At 63.3% G+C, this 11,556-nt stretch carries 13 protein-coding genes; 8 read left to right on the forward strand and 5 right to left on the reverse strand.

Going from position 1 to position 11,556, the window contains the following annotated elements; genetic code table 11:
- The first annotated feature begins 39 nt into the window (after positions 1–39).
- Positions 40–486, forward strand: coding sequence for a MarR family winged helix-turn-helix transcriptional regulator (locus E9677_RS15725; RefSeq protein WP_136558988.1), 447 nt, complete (start codon positions 40–42; stop codon positions 484–486).
- Positions 487–574: 88 nt separating this feature from the next.
- Positions 575–1,213, forward strand: coding sequence for a glutathione S-transferase family protein (locus tag E9677_RS15730; RefSeq protein ID WP_136558989.1), 639 nt, complete (start codon positions 575–577; stop codon positions 1,211–1,213).
- A gap of 200 nt (positions 1,214–1,413) precedes the next feature.
- Here the strand turns inward: E9677_RS15730 and E9677_RS15735 are convergent, their stop codons facing one another.
- Complete coding sequence (locus E9677_RS15735) at positions 1,414–1,836, reverse strand: organic hydroperoxide resistance protein (protein WP_136558990.1); 423 nt, start codon at positions 1,834–1,836, stop codon at positions 1,414–1,416.
- A 144-nt stretch (positions 1,837–1,980) separates the two neighbouring features.
- Between E9677_RS15735 and E9677_RS15740 the strand changes: the two genes are divergently transcribed.
- From E9677_RS15740 to E9677_RS15755, 4 genes are all read left to right on the forward strand, one after another.
- Complete coding sequence (locus tag E9677_RS15740) at positions 1,981–2,436, forward strand: MarR family winged helix-turn-helix transcriptional regulator (protein ID WP_136558991.1); 456 nt, start codon at positions 1,981–1,983, stop codon at positions 2,434–2,436.
- Positions 2,437–2,586: 150 nt separating this feature from the next.
- The gene (gene bla / locus E9677_RS15745; protein ID WP_136558992.1) at positions 2,587–3,486 is read left to right on the forward strand and encodes a class A beta-lactamase; all 900 of its coding nucleotides are present in this window, start codon (positions 2,587–2,589) and stop codon (positions 3,484–3,486) included.
- Positions 3,483–3,875: a hypothetical protein gene (locus E9677_RS15750; protein WP_136558993.1), complete on the forward strand. Its 393-nt coding sequence runs from the start codon at positions 3,483–3,485 to the stop codon at positions 3,873–3,875. The genes bla and E9677_RS15750 overlap by 4 nt, the downstream gene beginning before the upstream one ends.
- Before the next feature lie 124 nt (positions 3,876–3,999).
- Complete coding sequence (locus E9677_RS15755; protein WP_136558994.1) at positions 4,000–4,404, forward strand: host attachment family protein; 405 nt, start codon at positions 4,000–4,002, stop codon at positions 4,402–4,404.
- Between the two features lie 99 nt (positions 4,405–4,503).
- On the opposite strand, the gene E9677_RS15760 is transcribed toward E9677_RS15755, so the two are convergent.
- On the reverse strand, positions 4,504–5,211 hold the full coding sequence (locus tag E9677_RS15760) for a L,D-transpeptidase (protein WP_136558995.1): 708 nt from the start codon (positions 5,209–5,211) through the stop codon (positions 4,504–4,506).
- 158 nt (positions 5,212–5,369) lie between these two features.
- The gene (locus tag E9677_RS15765; protein ID WP_136558996.1) at positions 5,370–6,197 is read right to left on the reverse strand and encodes a L,D-transpeptidase; all 828 of its coding nucleotides are present in this window, start codon (positions 6,195–6,197) and stop codon (positions 5,370–5,372) included.
- Between the two features lie 311 nt (positions 6,198–6,508).
- Between E9677_RS15765 and E9677_RS15770 the strand changes: the two genes are divergently transcribed.
- Positions 6,509–8,719: a methyl-accepting chemotaxis protein gene (locus tag E9677_RS15770; RefSeq protein ID WP_235882973.1), complete on the forward strand. Its 2,211-nt coding sequence runs from the start codon at positions 6,509–6,511 to the stop codon at positions 8,717–8,719.
- A gap of 69 nt (positions 8,720–8,788) precedes the next feature.
- Here E9677_RS15770 and E9677_RS15775 read toward each other — a convergent pair whose 3' ends face one another.
- Positions 8,789–10,399 (reverse strand): MDR family MFS transporter, encoded by a 1,611-nt coding sequence (locus tag E9677_RS15775; RefSeq protein WP_235882974.1) that lies wholly within the window; start codon positions 10,397–10,399, stop codon positions 8,789–8,791.
- Between the two features lie 121 nt (positions 10,400–10,520).
- Here E9677_RS15775 and E9677_RS15780 point away from each other — a divergent pair, with 121 nt between their 5' ends.
- Positions 10,521–11,072 (forward strand): MarR family winged helix-turn-helix transcriptional regulator, encoded by a 552-nt coding sequence (locus E9677_RS15780; RefSeq protein WP_136559089.1) that lies wholly within the window; start codon positions 10,521–10,523, stop codon positions 11,070–11,072.
- Between the two features lie 145 nt (positions 11,073–11,217).
- On the opposite strand, the gene E9677_RS15785 is transcribed toward E9677_RS15780, so the two are convergent.
- Positions 11,218–11,421: a hypothetical protein gene (locus tag E9677_RS15785; RefSeq protein ID WP_136558998.1), complete on the reverse strand. Its 204-nt coding sequence runs from the start codon at positions 11,419–11,421 to the stop codon at positions 11,218–11,220.
- Positions 11,422–11,556 lie beyond the last annotated feature (135 nt).

Consider the following 11,556-nt stretch of genomic DNA (forward strand, 5'->3'; position numbering starts at 1 on the left):
TCCTCTTGACATTTAGGTTGATATCAACATATTTAGTCCATGTCAAACGGGCCACTGATTCCCTATTCCACCACCATTCACGTCAAAGACACCTGCCTTTGCCTGCATGCGCAGCGCGCCGCCCGGGCGCTTGCGCGCCGCTTCGATACGGCCTTGAAGCCGGCAGGACTGACCAACCAACAATTCTCTTTGATGATGGCGCTGAACCGGCCGGAACCGCCACCGATGGGTCCTGTTGCCAGACTTCTGGCCATGGACCGGACTACGCTGACGGCAGCGCTGAAGCCGCTTTCGGCGCGCGGCTGGGTGTCGATCGAGCCGGACCCGAAGGACCGGCGCGGCAGGCGACTGCGTCTGACGCCCGAGGGGATGGAGGCTCTGTCGAGCGCCGTACCCATCTGGCGAGACGTGCATGCCGCAATCGAAGCCGGGATGCAGAGCGACGCGGGTATACTGCGTCAGGCGCTGATTGAGGTGAGCCTCTGATTTGGCTCCAATTCGCCCGGTTTCCCGGCAAAGTTCCAATCGACCCGACATCCCTCCATCCACTCAATAGCGGCCAGGAAGAACCTTCATGACGAACATCACGCTGACGACTTATGACTGGGTGCCGGAGTTGCCGCGCGGTTATGTCCGCGACCTCAGGATACGTTGGGCGCTCGAAGAAGCTGGCATGTCCTACAATGTGGCCAGCACCCCCTTTCGCCAACGCGAAGCGGAGCATCTCGCGCACCAGCCCTTTGCGCAGGTTCCCTGGCTGACCGACGGAGACCTGTCCATCTTCGAGACCGGTGCGATCCTGCTGCACCTGGGTGCACAGAGCCACCGGTTGATGCCGGGCGACCCGGCCGGGCGGGCCAAGGTGACCGAATGGCTGTTCGCCGCCCTCAACTCCGTCGAGGCGGCCAGCCTGCCCTGGTCGATCCTGTCCTTCTCCAAGCCGGAAGCCGGGATCCCGGAAGCCTTGGTGGGGTTCCTTTCCGCGCGGCTTTCGCGAATGGAGGCGGTGCTTTCGAGCGGCGACTGGCTTGCCGGCCCGTTCTCCGTCGCCGACATCGCTATGGCGGATGTGCTGCGGCTCGTCGGGCGGCTCGGTGGCCTTGGCGATTATCCCACCTGCCAGGCCTATGTCGCCCGAGCCACCGCAAGACCGGCCTTCATCAAAGCCCATGCCGATCAGATGGCGCACTTTGCTGCGGCCGACCACCGCTGACGGCCGAGCAAGGTTCAGACATCATCGGGGCTTCCGCATAGGCCCCTCTCGCTGGCGGGAAACCGGCAAAAGGTTTTCGTGAGGCGGCCAGGCGCCGGCTTTACCATGTTCGGGCCTTCGGGATCTTCGGCTGCGCGGCTGACGCAAAAAGGCCGGCGCGAGGCCGGCCTTCGGGCGGTGGATCTCGAGGGTCCAGTCGATCAGACAACCGTGACCGGAACTTCGGTCGAGGTGCGCATCGCGTGGCTGTAGGGGCAGACGATATGGGCTGCGGCAACCAGCTTCTCGGCCAGCTCACGCTCCATGCCGGGGATCTCGACCGAAAGCTTCACTTCGATGCCGAAGCCAGTGCCGTCCTCGCGCGGGCCGATGCCGACTTCGGCGTGGACCTTGGCGTTTTCCGGGATCTTCACCTTTTCCTTGCCGGCGACGGCCTTCAGCGCGCCGAGGAAGCAGGCGGAATAGCCGACAGCAAAGAGCTGCTCGGGATTGGTGCCGGTCGCGCCATCGCCGCCGAGTTCCTTCGGCGTGGTCAGCGTGACATCGAGAACGCCATTGTCGGAGGCGCCATGACCGGAGCGGCCGCCGGTGGCATGTCCATGTGCGGTGTAAAGAATAGCCATAGGGTGTTCTCCTTGTTTTGCGGTTGGTGAGTCTCTACATAGTACACAATTGATTTGCGCGCAATTGTTTTTTGCGCATTGAAATGTGCGCCAGTTTTGGCCACTGTGGAAACAATAGATGCCGAAAGGGGTTCATCAAGGGCCATGACCGACGAAACACTCGAAAAGGAACTGAGGCTGGACAAGCAGCTGTGCTTTGCCCTCTACGGCGCGGCACACGCTTTCACGCGCGCCTACAAGCCTCTGCTCTCGCCGCTCGGCCTCACCTATCCGCAATATGTGGTGATGATGGCGCTGTGGGAGGAGGACGACCTTTCGGTGAAGGCGCTGGGAGAGAAGGTCGGGCTCGATTCCGGCACGCTGTCGCCGCTCCTCAAGCGGCTCGAACAGATCCAGTATGTCGCTCGTCGGCGGGATGCTGCCGACGAACGCGTGGTTTTCATCACGCTGACAGAGGAAGGCCGGGCCTTGAAAGTGCGGGCGCTAGAGGTTTTTTCGACGATCGGCAGCCAGCTCGGTTGCGATGTCGCCGAGATCGAAAGCCTGCGCGACAGCCTGAAGCGGCTGAAGGGCCATCTCGAGATTATTCCGGAAGAATGAGCGTGGCCCCAAGCTCGGGCCCCTCCATCACCGATGGCGCTTTGCGTTCACGCAAGGGTCTGCCCTGAACGCAAGACGGGATAGGAACGCCCGCGCCTCGCTCTCGCCTTGTTCGCCTTCGATTTGAGGAGGCTGACCAGGGAGACCCGCATGACATCCACCCCGCCCCCCATCGCTTCGTTCCGCTTCGCCGCCAGACTGTCGGCTTTCCTCATTCCAGCCTTTCTCTTCAATACAGGCCTCGCGCCCGAGCATGCGAACGCGGCCGACCCTGTGACGGCGGCGGCGCAAGCGGTGGAGACGCGGCTCGGCATGCGCGTGGGCTTTGCGGTCATCGACACCGGCGGCGGCAAGACGCTGACCTACCGCGCAGACGAACGCTTCGCCATGGCCAGCACCTTCAAGGCGCTTGCCTGCGCATCGGCCCTCTCTGGAGGCCAGGCCGTCCTCGACAAGGAGACGCGCATCACCACGGCGGATCTGCGGCCGCATTCGCCGGTGACCGAAAAACGCGTGGGAACACGTCTTCCGACGCGGGAGCTCTGCGAAATCACCCTGCGCACCAGCGACAACGCCGCGGCCAATGCCGTGCTCGCCGCGATCGGCGGGCCGCCTGCCCTCACGACGTTTCTCAAAGGCATTGGCGACGGCACGACCCGGCTCGACCGGTACGAGCCCGAACTCAACCAGGCGACACCCGGCGATCCGCGCGATACCACGACCCCGAAGGCCATGGCGGAAACCCTGCGCCACCTGTTGCTCGATGGCGCGCTGGAGCCCGGAGCGCGCGAACAGCTGGAAGCCTGGATGGCGGCGAATGCCGTGGCCGGCGGATTGTTGCGGGCGGAGCTGCCGGCGGGCTGGACGATCGCCGATCGTAGCGGTGCGGGCGGCCACGGGACACGTGGCGTGATCGCGCTCCTGCGACCGCCTGAAGGTCCGCCGCTCGTCGTTGCGATCTACATGGACGGGCGCAAGCACCCGCTGAAGGTGCGGGACGCCGCGATTGCCGAGATCGGCAAGGCGATTTTTGCGGAATATGGGCGATGACAGCCCAGACGAGAATGGGTGGGGCGATCATTCGGCTTGGTCTCGCTCTGGCCCTGCCGACAGCGGTCGTCGCCGCGATTGCAGTTCCCGATACGCTCGCACTGGCGCAGGAGGCCGGCACGACGGCGGCAGAGCGGTCGGATTGGCAGCGGAAGAAGTGCGACGTCTACGCCCAGGCGCTCACCGAGATCCTCTATCACGTCGGACGCGAAGGCGTATCCGACCGGTTTCTCGCTCAGAACCAGGCCTTTATCGACAGCGGTTGCCTCGCCGACGTCGATGCCTGTCCGGAGACGGATGATGACGTCGAAGTCGCCAACGGGCTGACCATCGCCACCATGAATGCCGGAGCCGCGAGCTCGTTCAGCCCGTTTCGCTGTCGGGGGTGATGCAGGAGGCAGGATCGAGACCTGCGACGAAGGAACCGATCACCCGCCCGAGGGGTTGTCCTCCGGTCACCTGCGACCGCTCCACCTTCGGTGGACGTCGCACAGACCAGCAAGGAGAAATTTCATGCAATTGCCCCAGAACACCGTGATTGCCGTTGCCGACGGCGAGAAGCTGAGCCTCTTCCAGAACGAGGGCAACGCGCTGAACGTCAAGCTGAAGGCGATGCCGGCGGAAGAGATCGACAGCTCGAAGATCGCCTCCGGCGCCCGCCATTCCAGCAGCGCCGCCAATCCTGACGACAGCCAGCAGGAAGAAGACGGTTTCGGCAGCGGCATCACCGACATGCTGAACAAACAGGTACTGGATGGCAAGATCAAGAACCTGGTGATCATCGCTGCCCCGCGGACGCTGGGCGAGATGCGCAAGGGCTATCACAAGCAGCTCTCGGCCGTTCTGATCGGCGAACTGGACAAGGACCTGACCGGACACTCGGTGGAGGCGATCGAGAAGGCACTCGAGGCGGCTTAATGCCGCCTGCGCAGAACAAATGCCAACATGAAGAAGGCCCCGTCGTCACCGGCGGGACCTTCTGTCTGTCTTGAAATTGCTGAACGGCGTCGCCGGCCGTTACTGACGGACGACGATCTTCGCCTTGTTCGGCACACGCTCGTAAAGGTCGATGATGTCCTGGTTCATCAGGCGCACGCAGCCCGACGAGACGGCCTTGCCGATGGAATTCCATTCCGGCGAGCCGTGCAGGCGGTAGAGCGTGTCCTCACCATTCTTGAAGATGTAGAGCGCGCGGGCGCCGAGCGGATTGTCGATACCACCCGGCTTGCCGCCGTTGCGGACCGAATAGATCTCCAGTTCCGGCTGGCGGGCGATCATTTCGTCCGGCGGGGTCCATTTCGGCCACTTCTGGCGCCACTGGATGACGCCGGCGCCGCCCCAAGCAAAGCCGTCGCGGCCAATGCCGACGCCGTAGCGCATGGCGGTGCCGCCGCGCTCGACGAGATAGAGGAAGCGGTTCGGGGTATCGACGACGACCGTGCCGGGGGCCTCACCCGTGGGATCGATGACCTGCTGGCGATAGAAACGCTCCGGAATCCGCCAGTAAGGCACGGCCGGAATGACGTAGCCGCCATCATAGACTTCGCCATACATGGCATCGAGTTCAGGCGTGCGGCCCTTCGGGGCAGCCGGAACAACCGGGCCATCGAGGCGAACGCCAGGGGGGAGCGGGCGGGAGGTCGTGCAGCTTGCGAGCAGCGAGGCAGCGCCGAGCCCTGTCAAAGACAGGAGCGAGCGGCGGGACAAGGGAGGCATGGAAGACATATGGGTTACAAATTTCCTGTGGCAGCGCTGCGGATCAAGACGCTGGGAGGTGCGCTTTGTTCCGCGATGATGCGATGCAAACAGCAAAGGCTCAGTTAAAGCAACGGCGACCCCCTCTCACGTTTTGGAGAGAGGGCCATCGTCGCAAATGAGTGTCGCTAAATGACAACAATCGGGGTGTTGTCGGGCACGCGATCGAAGAGATCGATGACGTCCTGATTGAACATGCGCACGCAGCCCGACGAGGTGGCTTTGCCAACCGACTGCCAGTCGGGCGTGCCGTGGACGCGGTAGAGCGTATCCTTGCCGTTCTGGTAGATGTAGAGCGCCCGAGCACCGAGCGGATTGTTGAGGCCGGCGACCAGGCCACCGCGCGCGGCGGAAACGGGGCGCAGGTTGGGATTGTTCTCGACCATGTCGTCCGTCGGCGTCCAGTGCGGCCATTTCGCCTTGCGCTGGATGACACCACGGCCCGACCAAGCAAAACCGTCGCGGCCGAGACCGACGCCGTAGCGGACGGCCTTGCCGCCCGGCTGGACCAGATAGAGGTAATGCGCCTTGGTATCGACGACGATGGTGCCGGGGGCCTCCACCGTCTGGTAGCTGACTTCCTGGCGCAGCATGTCCGAGCGGACCCGATCGAGCGGGATCGGCGAAAGCGTGTGGCCGTCGTCGACAACAAGGCCATAGATCGCGCGGTGCAGCGGATTGGTGACCGGCAGGCCATAGGTCTGGTGGAACTGGGTCTGGTAGAGGCTGCGCTTCTGTGGTGCCGTCTGGTCGGCGGCCGGCGGGGTACGGGCCGGGTCGTACCAGACGGGGGCGACCTCGTCCTGGAAGACGTCGATGTTCATACGGCTGGTATCGGTCATCAGGATGCAGCCCGAGAGTGAGCCCACAAGAGCCGTGCCGAGCCCGAGCGACAGAAGCCGCTTCGACAGGAGAGAGGCCGTGGCGGCCGGACCGGACGGGGAAGGCTTGGACATGCTGCACCGATTCACTGACATCAATGGCCGCACCCTGTCAGCCGCGGCTGGCGCGAAGCTTATGGCGGGGCGCCGATCCCGGTCATTGAGACCGGTGCGAGTCGAGGGGCACGGCTCGGCATGCCGCGCGCCTGTCAGAGCAAACCGACACCCGAGGATTGCGACGAAAGTCGGACGTCACCTGGCAATCGTCAAATCCATACGACTTTTAGCAGTCCAACAATTAGCGTTTCATAACTTTTTAAGCGGCCAAGCGCAGAGTTGCTCATCATTTCACAACCGATCAGGGACAGACGCGCGTGCTCCAAAACATGAAAATCGGCAGTAAGATCTATCTGGGATTTGGGTCAGTTCTCGTCGTGCTCGGCGTAGTCGCCGGGGCCGGCGTCTATTCGAACCTCACCAACGAAGCATCGTTCAGCCAGTACCGGGAAAGCGCCAAGCAGACGAACGAGGCCGGCCGCATCCAGGCGAACATGCTGGAAGCACGTCTCGCCTTCCGCAAGTTTCGCGCCGAGCCAACGGAAGACCTGAAACAGGATGTCACGGCCCGTCTCGCGACGACCCAAGCTTCGGTCGACACGATGCTCGGTTACGATATGTCGCCCGCGGTGAAAACGACCGTCACCGGTTTCCATGGCTTGATCGGCACCTATGGCGACGGCTTCGAAAAAGTGGTGACGCTGCAAAACCAGCGCGAAGACATCGTCGACGGCACGCTCGACACGCTCGGTCCGAAAATGGCCGAGGAACTGGACGCGATCAGCCAGACTGTAGAGGTCGCCCAGAATTCCGAGATGTCTGCGCTGGTCGAACGGCTCAAGTTTGAAGTCAGCAGCCTGCGGCTCGGAACCAGCAAATACCTGCTGCAAAACGGTGAAACCGCTTTCGAAAACGCGATGCATTTCGCCGACAAGGCGCGCGAGGAAGTGGCAACAATCAAGGCCTCCGCTAGCGATCCTGCACTGCTCGCCACGCTGGAGACGCTGACAACAGACCTAGAAACGTATGAAGCGGCGATCCAGTCGGTGCATGACGTGATCACGAGCCGCAACCAGGTGATGAACGAAACGATGAATGTTGCGGGGGATACGCTCTCCACATCGGTGGAAGAGCTCAAGCTCGAGCTGAAGAAGGAACAGGATACACTCGGCCCGAGGATCCAGCAGACGATGCAGACCGCGGTTCTGGTCGGCAGCACGCTTGCCGCCATCGGCCTGGTCATGGCCGGCATCATCGCCTTCTTCATCGCCCGCAGCATCACCTTGCCGATCCGCCAGATCACCGGCGCGATGGGCGCGCTTGCAGACAACAAGCTCGACACGCAGATCCCCGGCCTTGCCCAGAAGAGCGAGATCGGCCTCATGGCGCGCGCCGTGGATGTCTTCAAGCAGAATGCCATCAAGATCCGCGATCTCGCGGCCCAAGAAGCGGCCCTGCAGGAGAAGAATGCCGACCTGCAGTCGAACATCGCGACCGTCGTCGATGCTGCGGTCGCCGGCGACTTTACCCGCCGCATCACCAAGCGCTACGACAATCCGGACCTCGACCGCTTCGCGGCGAACGTCAACACGCTGGTGGAATCCGTCGATTCCGGCATTGCCGAGACCGGCCGGGTCATCTCGTCGCTCGCCCAGGGCGATCTCACCGAAAGTATGGAGGGGCGTTATCAGGGCGTGTTTGCCGATCTCCAGGGCAATGTGAACGAAACCATGAAGAGCCTGCGGACGCTGATGCAGGAAGTCCGCCAGTCGGCTGATGCGATCAACGGTGGCGCCGACGAAATCCGCCAGGCCTCGAACGACCTGTCGCGGCGCACGGAAACCCAGGCCGCCTCGCTCGAAGAGACCTCCTCTGCACTCGAGGAAATAACGGTCGCGGTGAAGACGTCGACCGAGCGGGCGCAGGAGTCCAGCAAGATGGTGACGGAAGCGCGTCAGTTCGCGGAAGCCTCTTCCGGTGTCGTGGGCCAGGCAACGTCCGCCATGAGCCGGATCGAGCAGGCCTCGAAGGAGATCACCCAGATCATCAACGTGATCGATGAAATCGCCTTCCAGACGAACCTTCTGGCCCTGAATGCCGGCGTTGAAGCCGCGAGAGCCGGCGAAGCGGGCAAGGGTTTTGCCGTCGTCGCCCAGGAAGTTCGCGAACTGGCCCAGCGTTCGGCAACGGCTGCCAAGGACATCAAGGCGCTGATCACCAAGTCGTCGCAGGAAGTGCAGACCGGTGTACAGCTCGTGAGCTCAACCGGCCAGGCGTTGAGCGACATCCAGGGCAAGGTCGTGGGGATTTCCAGCCAGGTCACCTCAATCGCGACAGCCGCTCAGGAGCAGTCGACCGGCCTCACCGAGGTCAACATGGCCGTCAACCAGATGGACCAGATGACCCAGCAGAATGCCGCGATGGTGGAAGAAGCCGCTGCCAGTACCGCCAAGCTTGCCGAAGAAACGGCGCATCTGCGCTCGCTCGTTGCGCGCTTCAAGGTGCAGAGGGACGGCAACGCCCAGCGCTACGCCGCCTGACATCCGCGTTGCCTGTAAAAGATCAGCCCCCGGTCGCCCTGCGGCCGGGGGTTTCTCCTTGGGCAGCTCCTATTCGCCGACGGGTGCGCCTGCCGGCTTGTCTTCACCATGGCGGGGCAGGCGGATGTTGGGCAGCAGCAGCGCCGCGATCAGACCGATCACCATCATGCCGGACGCTGTGAGGAAGAGCGGCACGAAGGCGTCGGAATAGGCGTTGGCGACCAGCGCCCGGGCAGCCTCCGGCAGGGCGGCCAGACCCTCGGGGGTGAGGTTGCGGAAATCGACGCCGCCGGGCAGTGCGATCCGGACATGGGTGAGGCCGGAGCTGACGATGGCGCCATAGATCGAGATGGCGATCGCGGCGCCGCCCATGCGCGTCAGCGTCACAGTGCCGGTGGCGGCGCCCACATCGGCGCGGGAGGCGGCGTTCTGGACGCCGATGACGGGCACCTGTTGGCCGATGCCGACGCCGAAGCCCTGCAGCAGCATGACCAGCGCGATGAAGATCAAGGGCGTCCCGGCATGCATGAAGGAGAAGATGCCGAGACTGACGACACCCAGCGCTGCCGAGGCAATCGAGAAGGGCTTGTAGCGGCCGCTTTTCGCGATCAAGCGACCGGCGGCGATGGAGCCGATGGCGATGCCGCCTGTTGTCGCGACGAAGAGCAGGCCGGCCATGGAGGGCGATAGGCCGGTCGTCGTCTGCAGGAAGAGCGCGATATAGTTGACCGAGCCAATGCCGATCGCGCCCGAAACAATCGAGATGACCAGCAAGAGGTTGATGGTGGGTTTGGAGAAGAGCGAGAGCGGCACGACAGGTTCCGGTGCCCGGCGTTCGACGAGGACCCAGCCCGTGGCGCAGAGCGCACCGAAGGCGACGACCCCAAGGCTTTCCCAGGCGATCAGCGAGCCGAAGATCTGGCCGCTATCGGCCCAGAAGACGATGGAGGCGACGGCACCGGCGAGCAGGATCGCGCCGGCATAGTCGATCTTCGGCTTCCTGTTCGGCTTGCGGTAGGGCAGCAGGAAGGCGAGACCGGCGAGGACGGCGATGCCGATCGGCAGGTTGACGAGAAAGATCGAGCGCCAGCCGAAGAGATCCGACAGCGTGCCGCCGAGCACGGGGCCGAGCGCGCCCGAGGCCATCAGCACGAGGCTGGAATAGCTCTGGTAGCGGGCGCGTTCGCGCGGCTCGAAAAGATCGGCATTGATCGAGAAGATCGAGACCATGATGCCGCCGCCACCGAGCGCCTGCAGCACGCGGGCGGCAATCAGCGTGTCCATGGAGACAGCGAGACCGCAAACGAGCGAGCCGATGGTGAAGATCGCGATCGCCGCCATGATCACGTATTTGCGGCCGAAGAGGTCTCCGAGCTTGCCATAGAGCGGCATGACGGCGCTGGTCGTCAGCAGATAGGCAGAGCCGACCCAGCCGAAGCGTTCCAGTTCGCCGAACTCGCCGACGATGGTCGGCAGTGCCGTCGAGACGATCTGGTTGTCGAGGGTTGCCATGAACATGGCCGACATCAACAGGAGATAGACGAAGAGGCGGAGCCTCGGATCGGTGACCAGCGGCGTGTTGTCTGGGCTGGCAACCTCCCTGCCCGCGGCTGCAGGTGTGGGGTGCGGTTCGAAACGGGGTTCCGGGCCGGAGGGGGCGGCCGTGCTGTGCTTGGTCATGGATCGGGGGCTCCTGTCTGACCGCAAAATGTGCCTCTCGCATTTATATGTCAATAGCACATATTTGCTGATGGCATCTATTTCGCTTTTCGCGGTCGGACGGCTCTGCTATTGTTTTGTCATGACGTCTGCTTCGAACACCAAACCCGTGGCCCTTGGGCCTGAGAACCAATCCGAGACCACGCCCCTTTCGGGCGGAGCGCCGCTTGCCGCCATCGGCCAGGCGATGACACGCATGCGGCTGTTGATCGGCCGCCGTTTCATCGGACGCATGGCGCTCAGACGCATGGAGACGGGGCTCGAGCTCTCCGACATCGACGCCGTCGGCGTGATCAAGCGGATCGGCAGCCAGCAGGAAGTGACGGTGGGCACGATCGCCGAGCAACTGAGGATCGATCCGTCGCGCGGCAGTCGGATCGTGGCGGATCTGGTCAAGCAGGGACTGCTGGAGCGTGCCGCCTCTCAGGAGGACGGACGCCGCAGTCTGGTGCGCGTGACCGATGCTGGCCGCAAGGTGCTGGACGAGATCGAGGCGATCAAGCGGGAGACGATCAGGGAGGCCACGGCCGGATGGTCGGCCGAGGACGTGGAGGCGTTCGGGCGTCTCTACATGCGCTTCACGGAAGGGCTGGAGGCGCAGTTCGACCGCTTCGAACAGGACGAAACCCGCTAGGCGAAATCGGCAAGCCGTAGAATCGACCCGACCGGCATTCCCTCCCCCGAGAAAATGCCGGCCGGTCGTCATGGGACTGGTATCCACCGCCCTTTCCGCTCCGCCAGGACAGGAAGGGTTTGCGTCCCACGCCGAAGGGAATGGTTCAGACGGGTTTCGGACCTTGCAGAGCGTTGTAGATCTTCTTGCCGAGAATGGCGGCAATCGGGATCGAGATCACCAGGCCCGCCACAAAGGCGGCTGCGATCTGCCAACCCTCACGCATATCGAGCGACAGAACCGCGATCACCGCCGCACCGCCGACGGCGCTGGCGACGAGAATGTAGAGGACTGCAGCGAGGCGAAGCATCAGCGTTTTCCTTCGTGTTCCAAGTCTTTCGAGGATCACCTTAGGCGCTTCGGGACGGGTTTCCTTGATCTGGCTCAAGTCCTTGGCGGAAACTCCATAGACGAAAGACGAAGTCGTTCATGCGCGGCGTTAACA

It is taken from the genome of Peteryoungia rhizophila (genome assembly GCF_004912145.1).
Lineage (GTDB): Bacteria > Pseudomonadota > Alphaproteobacteria > Rhizobiales > Rhizobiaceae > Allorhizobium > Allorhizobium rhizophilum.

Excerpts from the sequence above, each read along its gene's own strand:
- E9677_RS15725 (WP_136558988.1), top strand. The coding sequence starts at position 40 with ATGTCAAACGGGCCACTGATTCCCTATTCCACCACCATTCACGTCAAA.
- E9677_RS15730 (WP_136558989.1), top strand. The coding sequence starts at position 575 with ATGACGAACATCACGCTGACGACTTATGACTGGGTGCCGGAGTTGCCG.
- E9677_RS15735 (WP_136558990.1), bottom strand. The coding sequence starts at position 1,836 with ATGGCTATTCTTTACACCGCACATGGACATGCCACCGGCGGCCGCTCC.
- E9677_RS15740 (WP_136558991.1), top strand. The coding sequence starts at position 1,981 with ATGACCGACGAAACACTCGAAAAGGAACTGAGGCTGGACAAGCAGCTG.
- bla (WP_136558992.1), top strand. The coding sequence starts at position 2,587 with ATGACATCCACCCCGCCCCCCATCGCTTCGTTCCGCTTCGCCGCCAGA.
- E9677_RS15750 (WP_136558993.1), top strand. The coding sequence starts at position 3,483 with ATGACAGCCCAGACGAGAATGGGTGGGGCGATCATTCGGCTTGGTCTC.
- E9677_RS15755 (WP_136558994.1), top strand. The coding sequence starts at position 4,000 with ATGCAATTGCCCCAGAACACCGTGATTGCCGTTGCCGACGGCGAGAAG.
- E9677_RS15760 (WP_136558995.1), bottom strand. The coding sequence starts at position 5,211 with ATGTCTTCCATGCCTCCCTTGTCCCGCCGCTCGCTCCTGTCTTTGACA.
- E9677_RS15765 (WP_136558996.1), bottom strand. The coding sequence starts at position 6,197 with ATGTCCAAGCCTTCCCCGTCCGGTCCGGCCGCCACGGCCTCTCTCCTG.
- E9677_RS15770 (WP_235882973.1), top strand. The coding sequence starts at position 6,509 with ATGAAAATCGGCAGTAAGATCTATCTGGGATTTGGGTCAGTTCTCGTC.
- E9677_RS15775 (WP_235882974.1), bottom strand. The coding sequence starts at position 10,399 with ATGACCAAGCACAGCACGGCCGCCCCCTCCGGCCCGGAACCCCGTTTC.
- E9677_RS15780 (WP_136559089.1), top strand. The coding sequence starts at position 10,521 with ATGACGTCTGCTTCGAACACCAAACCCGTGGCCCTTGGGCCTGAGAAC.
- E9677_RS15785 (WP_136558998.1), bottom strand. The coding sequence starts at position 11,421 with ATGCTTCGCCTCGCTGCAGTCCTCTACATTCTCGTCGCCAGCGCCGTC.